Genomic DNA, 18,321 nt, shown 5'->3' on the forward strand with positions numbered 1-18,321 from the left:
CAGAACCAGGAACCCCCGTGGTCATCGATCCGAACGAACCGTACGTCCTCGCCGCCCCCTCCGTGGTCGCCGGCCTGGACTATTGGCGCGAGCTCGAGATCAAGCAGCAGCCGCAGTGGCCCGACGCCGAGGCGGTCCGCGCCGCGTCCGCCGAGATCGCCGCGCTGCCTCCGCTCGTCTTCGCGGGCGAGGTCGACCAGCTCCGCGAGCGCCTCGGCGCCGCGGCGCGCGGCGAGGCGTTCCTGCTCCAGGGCGGCGACTGCGCCGAGACCTTCGCCGGTGCCACGGCCGACCAGATCCGCAACCGCGTCAAGACCGTGCTGCAGATGGCCGTCGTCCTGACCTACGGTGCGAGCATGCCGGTCATCAAGATGGGCCGCATGGCCGGGCAGTTCGCGAAGCCCCGCTCGAGCGATCTCGAGACCCGCGGCGACGTCACGCTGCCCGCCTACCGCGGCGACATCGTGAACGGCTACGACTTCACTCCGGAGTCGCGCACCGCCGACCCGCGCAGGATCGTGCAGGGGTACCACACGGCCGCGTCGACCCTGAACCTGATCCGGGCCTTCACGCAGGGCGGCTTCGCCGATCTGCGGCTCGTGCACTACTGGAACAAGGGCTTCACCGAGAACCCGCAGAACCAGCGCTACGAGCAGCTCGCCCGCGAGATCGACCGTGCCGTGAAGTTCATGGTCGCGTGCGGAGCCGACTTCGAGGGCATGAAGCGCACCGAGTTCTACACGGGCCACGAGGGCCTGCTGATGGACTACGAGCGCCCGATGACGCGGATCGACTCGCGTACCGGCACCCCGTACAACACGTCCAGCCACTTCATCTGGATCGGCGAGCGCACCCGCGAGCTCGACGGCGCCCACGTCGACTTCCTGTCGCGCGTGCGCAATCCGATCGGCGTGAAGCTCGGCCCCTCGACGAGCCCCGAGACGATGCTCGAGCTGATCGACAAGCTCGACCCGGATCGCGAGCCCGGTCGCCTCACCTTCATCACGCGGATGGGAGCGGGCAAGATCCGCGACGCCCTGCCCCCGCTGCTGGAGGCGGTCAAGTCGAGCGACGCCCTGCCGCTCTGGGTCACCGACCCGATGCACGGCAACGGTCTGACGACGCCCACCGGCTACAAGACCCGTCGCTTCGACGACGTGGTCGACGAGGTCAAGGGCTTCTTCGGGGCGCACCGCGCCGCGGGCACCCACCCGGGCGGCATCCATGTGGAGCTCACCGGCGACGACGTCACCGAGTGCCTCGGCGGCTCGGAGCAGATCGACGAGGCCACCCTCGCGACCCGCTACGAGTCGGTCTGCGATCCCCGCCTCAACCACATGCAGTCCCTCGAGCTCGCCTTCCTCGTGGCGGAGGAACTCCGCGGCTCCGCCGTCTGAGCGCCACCTCGGCGAGGCGGTCCTCCTCCTGGAGGCCGTGGATCTCGATGCGCCCGCCGCGCGCGCTACTCGATCACCAGAAGCCCGCTGGTCGAGTAGCCGCGCAGCGGCGTATCGAAACCCACACTGTTGAAGGTCGTGGATCTCGATACGCCCTCTGTGAGGGCTACTCGATCAACGAGCGTCTGCCGCGCAGCGGCGAATCGAGACCCACACTGTTGGAGGTCGTGGATCTCGATGCGCCCTCTCCGACGGCTACTCGATCACCGGAAGCTTGCTGGTCGAGTAGCCGCGCAGGGGCGTATCGAGACCCGCGCTTCTGAAGGTCGTGGATCTCGATGCGCCCTCTCCGACGGCTACTCGATCACCGGGGGTCCGAGTCCGATGGACTCTCAGGCATCCGAATCGTCCCCCTCCTCGAGGCGAACGGGTGGATCGCGTGCGAGCGATCCGCGCTAGCCGCACGCGACCCGCTCTCCGGTTCGCGACCCGTCGTGAAGCCGACCGCGGCGATGGGGGCGAGGACCCCATCGCACAGTGATCACGTCGTGATGGTGATCGACAGCTGGATGGAGGTGCCGCGCTGCACGGCCTCGCCGGCGGGGTCCGACTGCGCGGTGACCCTCGTGATCTCGTTCGGGGCGGCGTCGATGAGCGCGCCGAGGGTCGAGAGGGAGTAGCTCCACGTCAGGTCGACGGCGTCGAGGGCCGCCTTGGCCTCGTCGCGGGTCAGACCGACGACGTTCGGTACGGCGACCGGCTCCGGGCCCTTGGAGACGACGACCGAGATCGTGCCGCCGGTGGTGGCCGGAGCCTCCGGGTTCGCCTGGATGAGGACGACGCCGGGGGGCACGGTGTCGCTCCAGTCCTCGCCGTTGCGGTCGAGGGCGAGGCCGGCGTCCTTCGCCGCCGCGGTCGCCTCCTCGACGGTCATCCCGACGACGTTCGGGATCGACCCGAGGCTGACGGTCAGGGCGATCGTCGACTGCTCGGCGAGGACGGGAGGGAGCGGCGAGCCGTCGGGGAGGGCGGCCGAGATGACCCGTCCCTCGTCGACGTCCCCGTCGAACACGCGGGTCGTGTCGCCCACGGCGAACGGGGCTGCGGTGATCGCCGCGGTCGCCTCCTCCTCCGTGAGACCGGTGAGAGCCGGGACCTCGAGCTGCCGGGGGCCGCTGGAGACGACGAGCGTCACGACGGAGTCCTTGTGGATCGCCTGGTCCGGCGCCGGGTTCGAGCTCATCACCGTGCCCGGAGGAACGGTCAGGTCGGGCGCCTGCTCCTGCTCCGCCCGCAGTCCGCTGGACTCGAGCAGTTCGACGGCGTCGTCCTGCGGGAGGCCGACCACGCTCGGGATGGTGCGCAGCGCGCCGGGGCCCTCGCCGAACCAGTAGGCGGTGCCGCCGCCGAGGAGGGCGAGGAGGATCACGGCGACGACCAGGAGCACGCCTCGTCGGCGCCGGACCTTCCGCTTCGCGGCGAGCCGGGCGACGGCGGTCTCGTCGTCGTCCTCGACGACCTCGGCCTCGCTCCCGGGTCCGTCGAGGACCGTCGTCTGGCCCGGAGTCGCCGCATCGAAGAGCGCGGTCGTCGCGGGCGGCGGGGCCGACTCGGGCAGAGGGGTGACGGCCTGGGTGTCGGCGACCCGGCGGTCCGTGGGCGTGATGCCCATCAGCCGCTCGGCCTCGAGCAGCTGCGCGAGCATCACCCCGGCGTCGCGCGGACGCATGTCCGGATCGCGCTCCGTCGCCCAGAGCACGAGCTCGTCGAGCGACGTCGGGACGGAGGCGACCTTCGCACTCGGGTAGGGCACCGAGTCGTTGGCGTGCTGGTAGGCGATCTGCATCGGCTGCTCGCCGGTGAAGGGCTGCTCGCCGGTGAGCATCTCGTAGATCATGATGCCGATGGCGTAGATGTCGCTGCGGGTGTCGGCGGTGCCGCGGGTGACGAGCTCGGGGGAGAGGTAGGCGATCGTGCCGAGCAGCGCCTGCCCCGACGCGGTGTTCGCCGACGCGGCCCTGGCGAGCCCGAAGTCGCCGATCTTGATCCGGCCGTCGTCGGCCAGCAGCACGTTCTCGGGCTTGAGGTCGCGGTGCAGGATGCCCGCACGGTGCGCCGCGGCGAGGCCCGACAGCACCGAGTGCATGATGTCGACGACCTGCTGGGCGGTGAGGCGCCCCCGCTCCTTGAGCAGATCCCGCAGGGTGATTCCCGGCAGGTACTCCATGACGAGGTACGCCATGTCCGAGTCCTGCCCCTGGTCGAAGACGCTCACGACGTTGGGGTGCGCCAGTCGAGCGGCCGAGCGGGCCTCCTGCACGAAGCGGTTCTTGAAGGTCGCGTCGTCGGAGAGGTGGCCGTGCATCACCTTGATCGCCACGCGACGCTCGAGGCGCTGATCGGTCGCGAGGTAGACCGTGGCCATGCCTCCGCGGGCGATCCTCGAGCGCACCTCGTAGCGGCCGTCGACGAGACGGCCGAGGAGGGGGTCGAGCTGGCTGGTGGTCACGCGACGAGTCTAGGCAAGACCGTTCGGCGAACCCGTGTGCAACGCGGGAGCGGCGCCCCGCGCGACCCGGACGGGCGTGCTCGGAGGCGCGGGGCGTGGCACTCTTGAGGGGTGACCGACTCGTCCGCCCCCGCCCCGTCCTCGACCGCCTCCGAGATCGAGTGGCTGACCGTTCCCGACCTCGTCGAGCGCACCGGCCTCGGCGTCAGCCGCATCCGCCGGATGCTCGAGGAGCGCCACCTGCTCGCCACGCGCCGCGACGGCAAGCTCGTCGTGCCGTCCCTGTTCCTCCGCGACGGGGAGCCGATGTCCGAGATCCGCGGGACCGCGATCCTGCTGTCCGACTCCGGGTTCTCCGACGACGAGGCCGTCGAGTGGCTGCTCGCCGACGAGGAGAGCCTGGGCACGAGCCCGGTCCTCGCCCTGCAGGCCGGCCGCAAGGCCGAGGTGCGCCGCGTGGCCCAGGCCCTGGCCTGATCCGCTCGGCGGCGCCGTGAGCGCCTCCCGGCTCAGGCGGTCCGGACGCTGACCCGGGCCGCGAGGTCCCGCAGCTCGTCGAGTCCCTCCTCGCGCAGCGGCGATCCGGGCAGCACCGCCAGCGCCGTTTCGACGTCGCGGCCGATCCGCTCCTCGAGCCGGTCCAGGGCTCCGCTCTCGGCGACGATCGTCTGCGCGCGGGCGATGTCCTCGACGCCGGCGTCACTGCGACCCACGACGGCGTCGAGAGCGTCGCGCGCCGAGGCGGAGGAGCCCGCGCGGGCGAGGCCGAGCAGCATCGTCCGCTTCCCCTCGCGCAGGTCGTCGCCCGCGGGCTTGCCGGTGAGGGCCGGGTCCCCGAAGACGCCGAGGACGTCGTCGCGCAGCTGGAACGCGATGCCCAGCGGGAGACCGAAACGCCGGAGGGCGTCGATCTGGGCGTCGTCGCCTCCACCGAGGGAGCCGCCGATCGCGAGCGGCGCCTCGATGCTGTACTTCGCGCTCTTGTAGACGACGACGCGCTCAGCCCGGGCGAGGTGCTCGTGCTCGTCGTGACCGGCCCACGCGCTCTCCTCGAGGATGTCGAGGTACTGGCCCAGCGTGACCTCGGTGCGCATCAGATTGAACTCGGTCCTCGCGCGCCCGGCGCTGGTGCGGTCCTCCAGGGCCCATTCCGCGTCGGCGAAGATCTCGTCCGACCACACCAGGAGCAGGTCTCCGAGCAGGATCGCGGAGGAGCGGCCGAACTCGTCGCCCGAGCCGGCCCAGCCGCCGGCCGAGTGCATCCCGGTGAAGCGGCGGTGCGCCGAGGGGGCGCCCCGGCGGGTGTCGGAGTTGTCGATCACGTCGTCGTGGACCAGGGCCGCGGCGTGGAACAGCTCGAGCCCGGCGCCCACGCTCGCGACGGGGTCGGAACCGCTCGGATGGGCCTCGCTGGGGACCGCCGAGACGGCCGTCCAGCCGGCCTCGCAGAAGCGCGCGCGGAACCGCTTCCCGCCGCTGAGAAAGTCCCGCGAAAGGTCGCCGAGGGCGGACACGTCCTCTCCGATCGAGCGCAGAATTGGCGTGCGCCCGGCGAGGAATCCATCGATTCGGAGCTGGACGCGATCGACCAGACGAGTGCTGTTGTTCACCCGACCAGCCTATGCATCGACGCCGCCTAGCGCCTGTGCCGGGCTCGGTCTACACTGAAGCGCCACCCGCCCCGTCGACCACACCGTGTCGCCAACCTGGTGTCGCTCCCGAGAGGATCGGCGCCGCACCCTCGAAGGGGTCAAGATGCCGCTTTCCGAGCACGAGCAACGGCTCCTCGACGAGATGGAGCGCAACCTCTATCAGAACGACGCCGATTTCGTGGCGGCGGTCAGCAAGGGGCGCGGCGGCACCAACTACCGGGCCCTCGTGCTCGGCATCCTCCTCTCGCTCCTCGGTCTCGCGATCCTCGTGACCGGCGTCATCGTCCAGGTCCCGCTCGTCGGCGTCGGCGGCTTCGCCGTCATGCTCGCCGGAGTCGTCGTGGCCATGCGCCCGGCCGCCGGGGGAGTCGAGGAGCCCGGACTGCCCGGCGCGGCCCGTCCCGCGAAGCCCCGGTCCACCGGAGCGCGTCCGAACTCCACCTTCATGGATCGTCTGAACGATCGATGGGACAACCGCGGCGACGGTCGCGGCTGACACCCACTCCGCACCACCCACAGGGTCGATCCTCACGGATCGGCCCTTTTTTCATGCCCGGACCCTCCCTCTGAGCGCTGAGTCCCTCCACTCCGCTCCACCCGTGCTCCGCCGCGCGATCCCGCGGATGACCGGGGAGAAACCGGTGCGTCGCCGCGCGCCGCGGGGTTGTGGGTGGGGGGAAGTGGAGTACTGTGGAGGACACACCATCCGGGCCGGAAGAAGTGGGGGGACGTCCGTGTTCCTCGGCACCTATTCCCCCAAGCTCGACGAGAAGGGCCGCGTGATCCTCCCCGCCAAGTTCCGCGACGAGCTCTCCTCCGGAGTCGTCGTCACGCGCGGTCAGGAGCGGTGCCTCTACGTCTTCAGCCAGAGCGAGTTCGAGACGATGCACGAGAAGATCCGCCAGGCGCCGGTCACCAGCAAGCAGGCCCGCGATTTCCTCCGCGTGTTCCTCTCGGGCGCGAGCGCCGAGACGCCCGACAAGCAGAACCGCGTCACGCTGCCGGCGCCGCTGCGCGCCTACGCGGGCCTGGACCGCGACCTCACCGTCATCGGCGCGGGCAACCGTGCCGAGATCTGGGCGCAGGACGCCTGGGACGCGTACCTGACCGAGCAGGAGTCCGTCTTCTCCGACACCCAGGAGGAGGTGATCCCCGGACTGTTCTAGCTCCTGCCGCGCGACTCCCAGCCACTCGGCGCCCGGACGCACCTTCCCCGGTGTCCGGTCGTGAGATGGATGGGGATCGGGCAGCAGGAACAGGACGGCGGGACCGCCATGGCAGACGACACCGAGAAGAAGCAGGTGCGCCCGACCGAGGAGCGCCACCTGCCCGTGCTCCTCGAGCGCTGCGTCGAGCTCCTCGCTCCGGCGATCGAGCGCGACGGCGCCGTGCTGGTGGATGCGACCCTGGGCATGGGCGGCCACTCGCTCGCGCTGCTCGAGCGCTTCCCCGGCCTCCACCTCGTCGGTCTCGACCGCGACCCCGAGGCGCTGGCGCTGGCGGGGGAGCGGCTCTCCGCGCACTCCTCGCGGATCGACCTCGTGCACGCCGTCTACGACGAGCTGCCCGACGTGCTCGACGAGCTGGGGATCGACGAGATCGACGGGGCGCTCTTCGACCTCGGCGTCTCCTCGCTGCAGCTCGACGAGACGGAGCGGGGCTTCTCCTACTCCAAGGACGCGCCGCTGGACATGCGGATGGACGCCACGGCGCCGCTCACGGCCGAGACGATCCTGGCCGAGTACGACGAGGGCGCGCTCCGCCGCATCTTCCACGAGTACGGCGAGGAGCGCCTCGCCCAGCGGTACGCCAAGCGCATCGTGGAGGCGCGTCGGGAGGCGCCGATCGTGCGCTCCGGCCGACTGGTCGAGATCATCCAGGCCGCGACGCCGGTAGCGATCCAGCGCAACGGCCACCCCGCCAAGCGCGTCTTCCAGGCGCTGCGCATCGAGGTCAACCAGGAGCTGTCGGTCCTCGAGCGCGCGATCCCCGCCGCACTCGACCGCGTCGCCGTCGGCGGCCGGATCGTCGTGGAGGCCTACCAGTCGCTCGAGGACCGCATCGTCAAGCGCGCACTCCAGGCCGCTTCGTCCTCGACGGCCCCCGCGGGGCTGCCGATGGAGCTGCCCGAGCACCGACCCGAGTTCCGACTCGTCCTCCGCGGCGCCGAACTGGCGTCCGACGAGGAGAAGGCCCGAAACCCCCGAGCAACACCCGTGCGTCTGCGCGCGGCCGAGAGGATCAGGAGGACCGCGTGAGCGCCACCGCCGTCATCGACCCCGCCGTCATCGAGCACACCCGCCCGGCCCGTCCGGGTGAACCGTCCGAGAGGCCCCGCATCGAGGCGGTCCCGGCCGCAGCGAGCGCACCGCGCCCCAAGCTCGTCTACGGGATCGTCGCCGTGGCGGGCCTGTTCGCGATCATCGTGGTGCAGCTCCTCGTCAGCGTGGGCCTGTCGCAGGGCGCGTACCAGATCGCGGCGCTGCAGACCGAGCAGAAGACGCTCACCCGCAGCAACGCCGAGAAGCAGGACGCGGTCGACACGCTGAGCTCGCCGCAGAACCTCGCGACCGCCGCGCAGGGTCTCGGCATGGTCGCGAACACCGCTCCCGTCTACCTCCGCCTGTCGGACGGCGCCGTGCTGGGCGACCCCGCCTCCGCCTCCGCCAGCGAGGTCGGCACCGCGGGCGCCGCTGCGCTCGTGCCGAACGCCCTGATCCTCCCCGCCGGCGCGGAGGCCGCTCCCGCCGCCGCGAGCGCGTCGTCCGCCGCCGGAGCGGCCTCGGCCGTACCGTTGCAGGGCGAGCTGCCCGCCCCGATCACGCACTGACCGGCCAGGCCTCCCGGCCGCTCCGACCAGCACACGACGAACGGCTCCACCCCGCCCGGACGCAGAAGGACACCGCCGCAGTGAGACAGAACCGCTCCAGCCGACGCCGCACCGCCGTCACGTTCCTCGTGATCGCCGCGGTCGTGGGCCTGTTCATCGGCAAGCTCGTCGACATCCAGATCGTCCGCGCGAACGAGCTGACCGACGCGGCCGCCGAGAGCCAGTCGAGCAGGAGCGTCACCTACGGCACCCGCGGCGCGATCGTCGATCGTGCGGGCGCGGTCCTCGCGGACACGACGACCCGCTACCGGCTGACCACGTCGCCGCGCAACGTCGCTGAGTTCCCCCGCGAGATGCCGGACGGTCGGGAGGTCGTGGTCAGCATCGAGCAGGCCGCCGCCGAGATCGGTGCGATCACCGGCCAGAGCGTGGAGCAGGTGACGGGCCTCGTCGACGCCGAGCTGGCCGAGAACGCGAAGGCCAACTACCTCGTGCTGGCCGAGGGCCTGGACCTCGAGGCCTACCAGAAGCTGGTCGCGCTCGACATCCCGTGGCTCTACTTCGAGACGCAGCAGGGGCGGACCTACCCCAACGGCGCGGTGGCCGGCAACCTGATCGGCTACGTCGGCGCCGACGGCGCGGCTCAGGAGGGCGTGGAGTACACCGAGAACTCCTGCCTCGCGGGCAAGAACGGCTCCGAGAGCTTCGAGCGCAGCGCCGACTACGTCCGGATCCCGGGCAGCACCGTCGCCGAGACGCCCGCCGTCGACGGCGGGCAGGTGCAGCTGACCATCGACTCCGATCTGCAGTACTACGCGCAGCAGGTGCTGTCGCAGCGGGTCGCCGAGGTCGGCGGCAGCTACGGGATCGTCGTCGTGCAGGAGGTCGAGACCGGCAAGCTGCTCACCGTCGCCGAGACCCCGACCGTCGACCCCAACGACGTCACGGCCAGCGCCGCGGCCGATCGCGGATCCCGCGCGTTCCAGAGCCCGTTCGAGCCCGGATCGACGTTCAAGCCCATGACGGCCGCGATGCTGATCGACCAGGGGCTCGCGACGCCGACGACCCACGTGGTGACGCCCGACACCTTCGAGAAGAACGGCGTCTCGTTCAGCGACGACTTCGCGCACACGCCGACGAACTACACGCTGACCGGGATCCTCAAGGACTCGTCGAACGTGGGCATCGCGACGATCGGCTCGAAGCTGTCGGCTCAGCAGCGCTACGACTACATGCTGAAGTTCGGGCTCGACGCTCCGACCGCGGTCGGGTTCCCCGGCGAGTCCGGCGGCCTGCTCAGCGACTACCAGGACTGGGACGGCCAGACCAACTACACGACCATGTTCGGCCAGGGCGTCTCCGCCACGGCGATCCAGGTCGCGGGCATCTACCAGACCCTCGGGAACGACGGAGTGCGCCTCCCGGCGCAGCTGGTGGCCGGCTGCACCACGGCCGACGGGACCGTCGTCGACGTCCCGGACGCGACGGGCACGCAGGTCGTCTCGGCCGGAGCCGCGCACGACGTCGTCGACATGCTGCAGACCCACTACACCGACGGCTGGCTCGCCGACTACATCCACGTCGACGGCTACAACATCGCGACGAAGACCGGAACGGCTCAGCAGCCGGACGGCGATGGCGGCTACTCCTCGAGCTACACGGTCTCCCTCGCGGGGCTCGCTCCCGCAGAGGACCCGAAGTACGTCGTGACGGTCACCATCGCCGATCCGGTTAAGATGAACACGTCCCAGGCGACCGCCCCGGTCTTCCAGCAGGTCATGACCCAGGTGCTGAAGACCAACCGGGTGGAGCCGTCGACGGTCCCCGCCGTGAGCTACCCCACGACGTGGTGATCGCACCACCACGAGAGAAAGAGCGGGCATTGCACGTCACTCGCCCGCAGTCCTCCCTCCGACCCGAGCATCCGGTCCCGAGGTCGCTCTCGCAGCTGGTGTCCGAGTTCTCGCTCCGCGCCGTTCCGGGCACGGAGGGCGTCGAGGTGAGCGGAGTGACGCTCGACTCGCGTCAGGTCGAGTCCGGCGACCTCTACGTCGGCGTCGCCGGCCGGAGTGTGCACGGCGCCGCGTTCGCCTCCGACGCCGCCGCCTCGGGCGCCGTGGCCGTGCTGACCGACCAGGAGGGCGCGGCCCTCGCCGCGGCGAGCGGACTGCCCGTCCTCGTCACCCCCGATCCGCGCGCCGCCCTCGGCGACGTCGCCTCCTGGATCCACCGCACCCGCGAGGACGTGCCCACCCTGTTCGGCGTCACCGGCACGAACGGCAAGACGAGCGTCGTCTACCTGCTCGACGCCCTCCTGCGCCGTCTCGGAGTCGTGTCCGGTCTCAGCTCGACGGCCGAGCGCCGCATCGGCGACGTCGCCGTGCCGAGCTCCCTGACCACCCCCGAGGCCAGTGAGCTGCACGCGCTCCTGGCTCGGATGCGCGAGTCGGCCGTCCGCGCCGTGTCGATCGAGGTGTCCGCTCAGGCGCTGACCCGGCACCGCATCGACGGCGTCGTCTTCGACGTCGTCGGCTTCACGAACCTGAGCCACGACCACCTCGACGACTACTCCGACATGGCCCACTACTTCGAGGCCAAGGCGGATCTCTTCCAACCCGACCGTGCACGTCGCGGCGTGGTGACCGTCGACAGCACCTGGGGCCGGGAGCTGGCCGAGCGCTCGCGCATCCCCGTCGCGACCCTCGCGAGCTCCCCGGCGGTCGGAGTCGCCCCCGACGTCCCCGCGGACTGGACGATGACCGTCGTCGCGGGGACGACCGAGCAGACGACCTTCCGGCTCGACGGGCCCGAGCACCGCTCGGTCGAGGTGACCGTGCCGCTCATCGGCTGGTACATGGCTGCCAACGCCGCCCTCGCGATCGTGATGCTGGTCGAGTCCGGCTTCGACCTCGGAGCCATCGCCCACGCCCTCGAGGAGGGCGTCCTCGACGTCTACATCCCGGGTCGCGCCGAGCGGGTCTCGGGCGAGCGCGGTCCGCGCGTCTACGTCGACTACGGCCACACTCCCGATGCGTTCCAGAACGCTCTCGAGGCGTTGCGGGCACTGACGCCCGGTCGCCTGATCATGGTGTTCGGGGCCGACGGCGACCGCGATCCGACCAAGCGCGCCGACATGGGCGCGATCGCCGCCAGGCTGTCGGACGTCGTCGTCGTCACCGACTTCCACCCCCGCTGGGAGGACCCCGCCGCGATCCGCGACGTCCTCCTCCGTGCGGCGAGGGAGGCGTCACCCGACCGGGAGATCCACGAGATCCCCGACCCGCGCGCCGCCGTGCGCGCCGCCGTCGCGCTCGCGCGCGAGGGGGATTCGATCCTCTACGCCGGACCCGGCCACGAGGACTACCAGGAGGTTGCAGGAGTGCACATGCCGTATTCGGCCAGGGACGACGTCCGTCTGGCTCTGCGTGAGGCGGGCTGGCTCTAGATGATCGCCATGACCCTCACCGAGGTCGCCGAGGCCGTCTCCGGACGCCTGCACCTCGCCGGCCCCTCCTCGACGGCGTCGACGCTCGTCGACGGCGCCACCGAGACCGACTCCCGCGAGATCCGCCCCGGCGGGATCTTCGTCGCCAAGCGCGGGGAGCACACCGACGGGCACCTCTTCGCGCCGGCCGCCGTGCAGAACGGCGCCGCTCTCCTGATCGTGGAGCGCCCGCTCGATCTCGACGTGCCGCAGGTGCTCGTCGACGACTCCGTGCAGGCGCTCGGCGCCCTCGCGACGGAGGTCGTCCGGCGCGTCCGTGCGCTCGGCGGGCTGACCGTCGTCGGCGTGACCGGGTCCAACGGCAAGACGACGACGAAGAACCTCCTCCGCACGATCCTCCACCGCGTCGGCGAGACCGTCGCCCCGCGCGGCTCGTTCAACAACGAGGTCGGTGCGCCGATCACGATGCTGCAGGTGTCGGAGTCGACGCGGTTCCTGGTCGCCGAGATGGGCGCCAGCGCCGTCGGCGAGATCCGGCGCCTGGTCCGCATGGCGAAGCCGGACGTCGGGGTCGTCCTCGCGGTGGGCCTCGCGCACGCCGGCGAGTTCGGCGGCATCGAGCGCACCCTCGAGGCGAAGACCGAGATGGTCGCCGATCTCACCGCCGACGACGTCGCGGTCCTCAACTCCGACGACGGGCGTGTGGCCACGATGGCCGATCGCACGGCCGCCCGCGTGCTCTGGTTCGGCCGCGGCGAGCGGGCCGACGTTCGCGCCGTCGACGTCGAGCCCTCCGCGGAGGGCACCCGGTTCACGATCGTCGTGCGCGAGGGCGAGGGCCGCGAGGCCGGCCGCGTCGAGCTGCTGCTGCGCGTGCTGGGCGAGCACCACGTCATGAACGCCCTCGCCGCGACGGCCGCCGCGCTCTCGGTCGGCGTCCCGCTGCCGGCGATCGTCGAGGCGCTCTCGACCGTTACGCTCGCCGAGCGCTGGCGGATGCAGGTGCTCGGCGGGTCGGACGTCGTGGTCGTCAACGACGCCTACAACGCGAGCCCGGACTCCACCGCGGCAGCGCTGCGCACGCTGGCGCAGATCGCGAAGCCCGGAGGCCGCACGGTCGCGGTCCTCGGCGAGATGAGCGAGCTGGGGGAGTGGGCCGACGAGGAGCACGACCGCATCGGTCTGCACGCCGTCCGCCTGAACCTCTCGCAGATCGTGGTCGTGGGCGCCGGAGCGCGGCGCATCCACATCGCGGCCGAGCGCGAGGGGTCGTGGAGCGGCGAGTCCGTCTTCGTCGACACGGCCGACGACGCGTACGCGTACCTCGAGGACTACCTGCAGAGCGGCGACACCGTCCTGGTGAAGTCCTCGAACTCGGCCGGGCTGCGATTCCTCGGCGACCGACTGGGAGAGCGACACCGATGAGAGCACTCCTTCTGGCCGGCGCCTTCTCCGGCGCGTTCACCCTCCTCCTGACGCCGCTGTTCATCCGGCTCTTCCACCGGCTGCAGTGGGGCCAGTTCATCCGCGAGGACGGACCGAAGTCGCACCACGTGAAGCACGGCACCGCCACGATGGGCGGGATCGTCATCATCATCGCGACCGTGGCGGGGTACTTCCTCGGCATGCTGTTCGGGAACCGCGCCGTGGCGCCCTCGGCGCTGCTCGTGCTGTTCATGATGGTCGGCCTCGGCCTCGTCGGCTTCCTCGACGACTTCCTCAAGACCCGCAACCAGCGGAGCCTGGGTCTCGGCGGCTGGGCGAAGATCGCGGGCCAGGTGATCGTCGCCGCGGGCTTCGCGGTGATCGCGATCATGGTGCGCGACCAGAACGGGCTGACTCCCGCGTCGACGTCGATCTCGTTCATCCGGGACCTGCCGTTCGACTTCGCCTCGCTCGGCTGGATCGGCATCGGTCTGTTCGTGCTGTGGATCTGCGTCATCGTCACGAGCACGTCGAACGGCGTGAACGTCGCCGACGGTCTCGACGGACTTGCGACGGGATCCTCGATCCTCGCCATCGGCTCCTACGTCATCATCGGCTTCTGGCAGTCCAACCAGTGGTGCTTCGACGCGCAGCTCAATCCCGAGGTCGCCGACAAGTGCTACACGGTGAGCGATCCGTTCGACCTCGCGATCATCGCCGCGGCCATCTCGGGGGCGCTCGTCGGGTTCCTCTGGTGGAACACCTCGCCGGCGCAGATCTTCATGGGTGACACCGGCTCGCTGGGCCTCGGCGGCGCCCTCGCCGCGCTGGCGATCCTGACCCGCACCGAGCTGCTCGTCATCCTCATCGGCGGGCTCTTCGTCATCGTCACCGGATCGGTGATCGTGCAGCGGATCTACTTCAAGCTGACCCGGGGCAAGCGCATCTTCCTGATGAGCCCGCTCCACCACCACTTCGAGCTCAAGGGGTGGGCCGAGATCACCGTCGTGGTCCGCTTCTGGATCATCGCCGGCATCCTCGTGGCCGCCGGTGTCGGGCTCTTCTACCTCGAATGGCTCTCCCTGGCATGACCGACTCCGCACGCGCCGACCGTCTCGACTCCCTCCGCAGCTGGCACTCCGACTGGCGCGGGCTCCGCGTCGCGGTCCTGGGGCTCGGAGTCACGGGCTTCTCCGTCGCCGACACCCTGACCGAGCTCGGGGCGGAGGTCCTGGTCCTCGCCGACCGCGCGGACGAGGAGCGCGAGCGACTGCTCGAGGTGATCGGCGCCCGCCTCCACCGCGCCGAGAGCCTCGACACCGTGCCAGACGAGCTCGTCGCGTTCGACCCGGAGCTCGTGATCGTCTCGCCCGGCTTCCGGCCGACGCATCCGATCCTCGAGTGGACCGCCTCGAGAGGCACCGCGGTGTGGGGCGACGTCGAGCTCGCCTGGCGCGTGCGCGACAAGGTCGTGCGCGCCGACGGCACCCCGGCCGACTGGGTGCTCGTCACCGGTACGAACGGCAAGACCACCACGGTCCAGCTGACCGCGACGATGCTCGTCGCCGGAGGGCTGCGAGCCGCGCCCTGCGGGAACATCGGCGTCCCGGTCCTCGACGCGGTGCGCGATCCGCAGGGCTTCGACGTGCTCGTCGTCGAGCTCTCGAGCTACCAGCTGCACTACCTCGGCGCGATCGAGCCGATCGCGTCCACCTGCCTCAACATCGCCGAGGACCACCTCGACTGGCACGGCTCGTTCGAGGCGTACCGCGACGCGAAGGCCAAGGTCTACGCGAACACGCGGGTGGCCTGCGTGTACAACCGCGCCGACTCCGCCACCGAGCAGATGGTGCTCGACGCCGAGGTGATCGAGGGCGCTCGGGCGATCGGCTTCGGACTCGGCGTGCCCGGGCCGAGCGACTTCGGCATCGTCGACGGGATCCTCTGCGACCGCGCGTTCCTGGAGGACCGGCACAGCAGCGCGATCGAGATCGCGACGGTCGACGAACTGGCCGCCCGCCACCTCGCCGCCCCGCACATCGTGCAGAACGTCCTCGCCGCCGCCGCCCTGTCGCGGGCCTGCGGCATCGAGCCGGGGGCGATCCGCCGCGCCCTGGCGGTCTTCGAGCTCGACGCGCACCGCATCCAGGTCGTCGCCGAGCGCTCCGGAGTGACGTGGATCGACGACTCGAAGGCCACCAACCCGCACGCCGCCGACGCGTCGCTCCGCGCCTACCCGTCGGTCGTCTGGCTGGTCGGCGGCCTGCTCAAGGGCGTCGACGTCGACGCCCTCGTCGCCGCCCATGTCGATCGACTCCGGGGCGCCGTGGTGATCGGAGTCGACCGCGTCGCGGTCCTCGAGGCATTCCGGCGACACGCGCCCGAACTCCCCGTCACCGAGGTGGTCCCGGATGACACTGGGGCGGTGATGCAGACGGCCGTCGAGGCCGCCGCGGTGCTCGCCCTGGAGGGCGACGTCGTCCTGCTCGCACCCGCCGCAGCATCCATGGACCAGTTCCGCGACTACGCGGCGCGGGGCCGCTCGTTCGCTGCGGCCGTCGAGACGTATCTGGGAGGAGGGGCCGATGACCGCTCCGACGACGGGCCGCTCCCGCACTGACGCCGGCAGGGGTCCGCAGGGCGCGAAGCCCGAGAGCGGCCGGTCCGCGAAGGAGCGTGGAGGGGTGCGCACCGCGCGCGTCGTCCTCGCGAAGGTCTTCGCCTCGGAGTCGCCGAACTTCTACCTCCTGTTCGGCACCACGCTGTTCCTGGTGCTGTTCGGGCTGACCATGGTCCTCTCCTCCTCCTCGGTGACCTCGTTCCGGTCGAGCGCCGACTCGTTCGGAGGGTTCCTCCGCCAGGGCGTGTTCGCGCTGGCCGGGATCCCGTTGATGCTCCTCGTCTCGCGCGTCCCGCTCACCCTGCTCAAGCGGTCGACGCCGTGGCTGCTCGGCGCGGGCTGCGTCCTGCAGCTGCTCGTCCTAGTCTCCCCGCTCGGAGTGGGTACAGGCGGCAACAAGAACTGGCTGAAGCTGGGCGCCTTCACGCTGCAGCCCTCCGAGATCCTCAAGCTCGGCCTCGCCCTCTGGCTCGGTCTGCTGCTCGCTCGGCGCTTCCGAGCGGTGACGGAGTGGAAGAGCGCGCTCGTCCCGGTCCTGCTCGTCGCCGGATCCGCGATCATGCTGGTGCTCGCGGGAGGGGACCTCGGAACCGTCGTGATCATGGCGGGCATCGTGCTCGCCGCGCTGTTCTACGCCGGGATGCCGATGCGGGTGCTCACGCCGATCGTGCTCATCGGCGCGGCCGGAGCCGTCCTCTTCGCGATCTCGACCGAGAACCGCCGCACCCGCATCTTCTCCTTCCTCGGCGACTGCTCGGGGCCCGGGCAGTACGAGACGTCCTGCTGGCAGCCCCTGCACGGCACCTGGGCGATGGCCTCCGGCGGCGTCTTCGGCGTCGGGCTCGGGAACTCGAAGGCCAAGTGGTCGTGGCTGCCGGCTGCCGACAACGACTACATCTTCGCGATCATCGGCGAGGAGCTCGGCCTGATCGGCGCGATCGTCGTGCTGGCGCTGTTCGTGGTGCTGTCCGTCGCCTTCTTCCGCATCATCCACGCCGCCACCGACCCCTTCGTGCGCGTGACCACGGCGGCCGTCATGGTCTGGTTGATCGGCCAGGCGTTCGTGAACATCGGAGTGGTGCTCGGGGTCCTCCCGGTTCTGGGTGTCCCGCTCCCGCTCATCTCCTCCGGAGGAACCGCCCTGCTCAGCTCACTGCTCGCCATCGGGGTCGTGCTCTCGTTCTCCCGCAACCAGACGACCGGACTGCCGCACCTCGGTGCGCCCCGCCGCTCGCGGAAGGCCGCTGCGAAGTGACCCGCTACCTGCTCGCCGGCGGAGGCACCGCCGGCCACGTGAATCCGCTGCTCGCGACCGCCGACGAGATCCGCGCGCGCGACGCGGACGCCGAGGTCCTGGTGCTCGGCACCGCGGAGGGACTCGAGGCCCGCCTCGTCCCGCTCCGCGGCTACGAGCTGTCGGTGATCCCCCGGCTGCCCTTCCCGCGGCGGCCGGACGCCGCGGTCCTGCGCTTCCCCGGCGCGCTCAAGGCCGCGATCGACGGCGTCGTGCGCACGATCCGCGACCGACGGATCGACGTCGTGGTCGGCTACGGCGGCTACGCGGCGGCTCCCGCCTACCTCGCCGCCCGCCGCGCCCGCGTGCCGTACGTCGTGCACGAGGCGAACGCCCGCCCGGGCCTCGCGAACCGGCTCGGCGCCCGCGGCACCCGCTTCGTCGGTGTCGCGTTCGAGGGCACTCCGCTGCCGCACGCGACCGTGGTCGGCATGCCGCTGCGCCGCGAGATCGCGGACCTCGACCGCTCCGCCCGGCGCGACGAGGCGATCGCGGCGTTCGGGCTGGACGCCGCGCGCCCCACTCTGCTCGTGACGGGCGGCTCGCTCGGCGCCCGGCGGATCAACGCCACGGTGCACGCGTCGGCGGCGGTGATCCTCGCCACCGGCGTCCAGATCCTGCACATCACCGGCGACCGCGCCGAGATCTCCGATCCGGGTCTCCCCGGCTACCACCTCCTCCCGTACTGCGACCGGATGGACCTCGCCCTCTCGGCCGCCGACGTGGCCGTCTCTCGAGCAGGAGCGGCGACCGTCAGCGAGCTGAGCGCGCTCGGCCTGCCCGCGGTCTACGTCCCCTACCCCGTCGGCAACGGCGAGCAGCGCTTCAACGCCCGGGGCGTCGTCGAGGCCGGGGGAGCGCTCCTGGTCGAGGACGCCGCCTTCCTCCCCGGCTGGGTGCAGGGCGGGCTCGTCCCGCTGCTGCAGGACCCCGCCCGGCTCGAGACCATGGGCCGCCGTGCCGCCACGGTCGGCGTCCGCGACGGTTCGGAGCGGCTCGTCGACCTCGTCGACTCGGCCCTCGCGGCACGCCGATGACACCCCTCCGCGCGGCTCCCCGAACGCTTCCGCAGCACCGTCTACACTGATCCGGCGCCACGCCCCGGCCCCCTCGCCGCAGCGACTCCCGGCCGCCGAAGACCCGAAAGCG

The 18,321-nt window shown here is 71.4% G+C and carries 15 protein-coding genes; 13 read left to right on the forward strand and 2 right to left on the reverse strand.

Features of this window, described 5'->3' with window-relative positions; translation table 11 throughout:
* Positions 1-62 precede the first annotated feature (62 nt).
* Positions 63-1,397: a class II 3-deoxy-7-phosphoheptulonate synthase gene (locus ASF48_RS18680; RefSeq protein ID WP_055795032.1), complete on the forward strand. Its 1,335-nt coding sequence runs from the start codon at positions 63-65 to the stop codon at positions 1,395-1,397.
* 541 nt (positions 1,398-1,938) lie between these two features.
* Here the strand turns inward: ASF48_RS18680 and pknB are convergent.
* On the reverse strand, positions 1,939-3,906 hold the full coding sequence (pknB, locus tag ASF48_RS18685) for a Stk1 family PASTA domain-containing Ser/Thr kinase (protein ID WP_055794933.1): 1,968 nt from the start codon (positions 3,904-3,906) through the stop codon (positions 1,939-1,941).
* A 111-nt stretch (positions 3,907-4,017) separates the two neighbouring features.
* On the opposite strand from pknB, the gene ASF48_RS18690 reads away from it, so the two are divergent.
* On the forward strand, positions 4,018-4,383 hold the full coding sequence (locus ASF48_RS18690; RefSeq protein WP_235577286.1) for an Rv2175c family DNA-binding protein: 366 nt from the start codon (positions 4,018-4,020) through the stop codon (positions 4,381-4,383).
* Positions 4,384-4,415: 32 nt separating this feature from the next.
* Here the strand turns inward: ASF48_RS18690 and ASF48_RS18695 are convergent, their stop codons facing one another.
* On the reverse strand, positions 4,416-5,516 hold the full coding sequence (locus ASF48_RS18695; RefSeq protein ID WP_055794937.1) for a polyprenyl synthetase family protein: 1,101 nt from the start codon (positions 5,514-5,516) through the stop codon (positions 4,416-4,418).
* Positions 5,517-5,661: 145 nt separating this feature from the next.
* Between ASF48_RS18695 and ASF48_RS18700 the strand changes: the two genes are divergently transcribed.
* The 11 genes from ASF48_RS18700 to ASF48_RS18750 all read left to right on the forward strand — a co-directional run bounded on the left by ASF48_RS18700 (position 5,662) and on the right by ASF48_RS18750 (position 18,209).
* Positions 5,662-6,054 carry a DUF3040 domain-containing protein gene (locus ASF48_RS18700; RefSeq protein WP_055794940.1) on the forward strand — a complete coding sequence of 131 codons (393 nt, stop codon included), beginning with the start codon at positions 5,662-5,664 and terminating at the stop codon, positions 6,052-6,054.
* A 238-nt stretch (positions 6,055-6,292) separates the two neighbouring features.
* Positions 6,293-6,724 (forward strand): division/cell wall cluster transcriptional repressor MraZ, encoded by a 432-nt coding sequence (gene mraZ, locus ASF48_RS18705; protein WP_055794943.1) that lies wholly within the window; start codon positions 6,293-6,295, stop codon positions 6,722-6,724.
* A 108-nt stretch (positions 6,725-6,832) separates the two neighbouring features.
* Positions 6,833-7,816 (forward strand): 16S rRNA (cytosine(1402)-N(4))-methyltransferase RsmH, encoded by a 984-nt coding sequence (rsmH, locus tag ASF48_RS18710; RefSeq protein WP_055794946.1) that lies wholly within the window; start codon positions 6,833-6,835, stop codon positions 7,814-7,816.
* Positions 7,813-8,388: a hypothetical protein gene (locus ASF48_RS18715; protein ID WP_055794949.1), complete on the forward strand. Its 576-nt coding sequence runs from the start codon at positions 7,813-7,815 to the stop codon at positions 8,386-8,388. The genes rsmH and ASF48_RS18715 overlap by 4 nt, the downstream gene beginning before the upstream one ends.
* Positions 8,389-8,468: 80 nt before the next feature.
* Entirely contained in the window at positions 8,469-10,241 is a 1,773-nt protein-coding gene (locus ASF48_RS18720; RefSeq protein ID WP_230670391.1) for a peptidoglycan D,D-transpeptidase FtsI family protein, read from the forward strand.
* A gap of 29 nt (positions 10,242-10,270) precedes the next feature.
* Positions 10,271-11,833: a Mur ligase family protein gene (locus tag ASF48_RS18725; protein WP_055794952.1), complete on the forward strand. Its 1,563-nt coding sequence runs from the start codon at positions 10,271-10,273 to the stop codon at positions 11,831-11,833.
* On the forward strand, positions 11,834-13,258 hold the full coding sequence (locus ASF48_RS18730) for a UDP-N-acetylmuramoyl-tripeptide--D-alanyl-D-alanine ligase (protein WP_055794955.1): 1,425 nt from the start codon (positions 11,834-11,836) through the stop codon (positions 13,256-13,258). It begins immediately after the preceding gene.
* On the forward strand, positions 13,255-14,349 hold the full coding sequence (gene mraY, locus ASF48_RS18735) for a phospho-N-acetylmuramoyl-pentapeptide-transferase (RefSeq protein ID WP_055794958.1): 1,095 nt from the start codon (positions 13,255-13,257) through the stop codon (positions 14,347-14,349). The genes ASF48_RS18730 and mraY overlap by 4 nt, the downstream gene beginning before the upstream one ends.
* A complete protein-coding gene (gene murD / locus ASF48_RS18740; RefSeq protein WP_055794962.1) occupies positions 14,346-15,878 on the forward strand; it encodes a UDP-N-acetylmuramoyl-L-alanine--D-glutamate ligase in 1,533 nt (510 codons plus the stop codon). The genes mraY and murD overlap by 4 nt, the downstream gene beginning before the upstream one ends.
* The gene (gene ftsW / locus ASF48_RS18745) at positions 15,844-17,133 is read left to right on the forward strand and encodes a putative lipid II flippase FtsW (protein WP_055794965.1); all 1,290 of its coding nucleotides are present in this window, start codon (positions 15,844-15,846) and stop codon (positions 17,131-17,133) included. Before murD ends, ftsW begins: the two co-directional genes overlap by 35 nt.
* Complete coding sequence (locus ASF48_RS18750) at positions 17,130-18,209, forward strand: UDP-N-acetylglucosamine--N-acetylmuramyl-(pentapeptide) pyrophosphoryl-undecaprenol N-acetylglucosamine transferase (RefSeq protein WP_055794968.1); 1,080 nt, start codon at positions 17,130-17,132, stop codon at positions 18,207-18,209. The genes ftsW and ASF48_RS18750 overlap by 4 nt, the downstream gene beginning before the upstream one ends.
* Positions 18,210-18,321: the final 112 nt, after the last annotated feature.

This window comes from Rathayibacter sp. Leaf299 (assembly GCF_001423055.1).
Classification (GTDB): Bacteria; Actinomycetota; Actinomycetes; order Actinomycetales; family Microbacteriaceae; genus Rathayibacter; species Rathayibacter caricis.

Coding starts and splice junctions, on each gene's coding strand:
- mraY (WP_055794958.1), top strand. CDS start 13,255: ATGAGAGCACTCCTTCTGGCCGGCGCCTTCTCCGGCGCGTTCACCCTC.
- ASF48_RS18730 (WP_055794955.1), top strand. CDS start 11,834: ATGATCGCCATGACCCTCACCGAGGTCGCCGAGGCCGTCTCCGGACGC.
- murD (WP_055794962.1), top strand. CDS start 14,346: ATGACCGACTCCGCACGCGCCGACCGTCTCGACTCCCTCCGCAGCTGG.
- ASF48_RS18700 (WP_055794940.1), top strand. CDS start 5,662: ATGCCGCTTTCCGAGCACGAGCAACGGCTCCTCGACGAGATGGAGCGC.
- rsmH (WP_055794946.1), top strand. CDS start 6,833: ATGGCAGACGACACCGAGAAGAAGCAGGTGCGCCCGACCGAGGAGCGC.
- ftsW (WP_055794965.1), top strand. CDS start 15,844: ATGACCGCTCCGACGACGGGCCGCTCCCGCACTGACGCCGGCAGGGGT.